General features: G+C 42.3%; 3 protein-coding genes. All 3 read left to right on the top strand.

What is annotated here, in order from left to right; genetic code table 11:
- Positions 1 to 71 precede the first annotated feature (71 nt).
- On the top strand, positions 72 to 1,280 hold the full coding sequence (gene pncB / locus A4E24_RS08980; protein WP_292352950.1) for a nicotinate phosphoribosyltransferase: 1,209 nt from the start codon (positions 72 to 74) through the stop codon (positions 1,278 to 1,280).
- Between the two features lie 196 nt (positions 1,281 to 1,476).
- Positions 1,477 to 1,995, top strand: a complete 519-nt coding sequence (locus A4E24_RS08975; RefSeq protein WP_292352949.1) for an NYN domain-containing protein — start codon at positions 1,477 to 1,479, stop codon at positions 1,993 to 1,995.
- A 296-nt stretch (positions 1,996 to 2,291) separates the two neighbouring features.
- A partial coding sequence (locus A4E24_RS08970; RefSeq protein ID WP_394334459.1) for a hypothetical protein occupies positions 2,292 to 2,537 on the top strand: 246 nt, incomplete at its 3' end.

Below are 2,537 nucleotides of genomic sequence, written 5' to 3'. Positions count from 1 at the left end.
GCACATAATCGACAGGCACATAAGGTATAAAGTACAGGCATATATCCACGGAATATGCAGGAAGGTCAGGTGTGATTCAATCTATACTGGACAATGATCTGTACAAGCTAAGCATGCAGATGGCTGTACTGGAACTGTTTCCCGAGGCACGTGTCGAATATCGTTTCATTAACAGGGGTGGACAGCGTTTCAATGAGGAATTTGTAAAGAAGTTTAGGACCATTTTGGATATTCAGTTTCCTAAGATCGCGCTGACCGCAGAAGAGTACAGCTGGCTGAGATCAGCCTGTCCTTTCTTTAAACCCATGTACCTGGAATATCTGAAAAACTATCGTTTTGATCCATCCGAGGTGAGTGTGGGACTAACGGATGATAATGACCTTGACCTGAGGATAAAAGGTCCCTGGCACAGTGCCATCCTCTGGGAAGTGGTGCTCATGGCCACTGTTTCAGAGCTATATTTCAACACAGTGGAAAAAAGCTGGAAAGAGCATCCATTCTCCAATGGTTCGGGGGAGGCTATTCTCCTTGACCATTACGCAAAGAAGATCCGTTCCATAGGTAAAGAACTCAATGGTCATGGTTGCCTGTTCACGGAGTTTGGAACTCGCAGGCGGCGGAGCTTTCAATTACAGGACAAAGTAATAGAGGTTTTGTGCGGTCTGCCCTGTTTCACAGGAACGAGCAACGTGCATCTTGCACGAAAATATGGAATAAAACCTGTAGGCACTATTGGACATGAATGGATAATGGGCAATTCTGCCCTGATGGGTTTGCGAAGAGCTAATTATTTTGCATTTGATAACTGGGTAAAGGTATATGCAGGCGATCTGGGGATAGCTCTATCGGATACCTTCGGTACCGATGCTTTTTTTGCTGACTTCGATCTGAGGCTATCCAAGCTATACGATGGTGTGAGACATGACAGTGGTGATCCTTTTGGTTTTACCGATAAGGTGATCGGGCATTATAGGTCAATGGGAATAGACCCCATGAAAAAAACACTGGTATTCAGTGATTCTCTGCATGCTGCAGATGCAATAAGGCTTAAAGAGCATTGTGCAGGCAGGACCAACTGTAGTTTTGGTATTGGCACAAGCCTGACCAATAATCAGGATTTTTTCAGGACAAGCCCTCCTCTTAATATAGTTATCAAGATGCATAGTATCAATGATATCCCTGTGGTCAAGCTCAGTGACTCGTGCGAGAAGGAAACAGGGGACAGGGATGCTCTCAGAGTTGCTAATTATACGTTTGGCAGGAAGGGACTGGATGATTAGAAATATATAACAGTTTCCTATTATGTCATGTAACGCGCAGGGAATTGTTGTAATGATCAGAAAGGGTTTTTGCACTGATATCGGGAAAAATATTACATACGTGATCATATGATTTCCTTTTCTACGTCAATTAGATCAAAAATACAATATTAACTTAAGTAAACTAAAATGATCTTAAAAGAAAGAGGTAAATTCAATGGGTTCAGGAGATCAGGATATTCAAGAACATATGTTCACAAGTCAAAGATTGGCTGTATTTGCAGATGTGCAGAATATGTTCTATTCAGCTAGGAACTATTACTATGCAAAATTAGATTTCGGAAAATTATTAAGTGCTGTGGTGAGAGAAAGACAACTGATCCGGGCTGTAGCCTATGTTGTGGAAACAAAGGAAATAGACCAATCTGGTTTCAAGTCTGTAATAGAATACATTGGATGGGAAGTAAAGACCAAACAATTAAAATCGAGGCCCGACGGCTCAACTAAAGGTGATTGGGACATGGGTATTGCCATTGATGCGATCTCCATATCCAGTAAGGTCGATACCATCGTGCTGGTCACCGGTGACGGGGATTTCACTGCACTTGTCAATCATCTCAAAGCTTCGGGTGTGCGTGTGGAGGTACACGCTTTCCCTAAGAACACTGCTACTGAGCTCATTGAAGCTGCTACGGCCTATTATCCGATAGATGAACGGCTGTTGCTCAAGAAATAATGTCTTTGGCCACTTTTCTAGAGCGCCAATGAAAAAAAAGAGAAGAAAAAAAGAAATATTAAGAGTAAAGCAGTTTACTCCTCCTTCCTCATGAGCACAAACGCCAGGCCTGGTATTGCAGCTACTGGAAGAGCCACACTGGGGAATGCCGGGATCTCAGTTTCCTGTTTATACATGCCCGCATCTACACTGTAGATCTAACGATCTATGTCTCTTTATGAGGGTCCAAAGCAATCTTAAAATAATGTAAACCTTAAATTACTATAATAAAAGTACAAAGCCAATAGGGGGATCGTATGAATAAAATATTATTAGTAGTATTTCTGGGATCTATTCTGTTAGTTGCAGGATGTACTGAGAAACCAGCAGAAAAGCCGGGTATTGCGGATGACGCTATCATCAATCATCGCACTTACGGTGGGTTCGTGATGCAGAACATGGCAATTCAGGAGCTCATGGTAAATACCACTGCTGTGACCCTCAGTTATTATAGTCCCACTTATGAATTGACACAAAGATCTATAAAGCCACTAAATGCAAGT

This window comes from Methanomethylovorans sp. PtaU1.Bin093 (genome assembly GCF_002067275.1).
GTDB lineage: Archaea > Halobacteriota > Methanosarcinia > Methanosarcinales > Methanosarcinaceae > Methanomethylovorans.
This window is presented reverse-complemented; position numbering and strand designations above follow the sequence as displayed.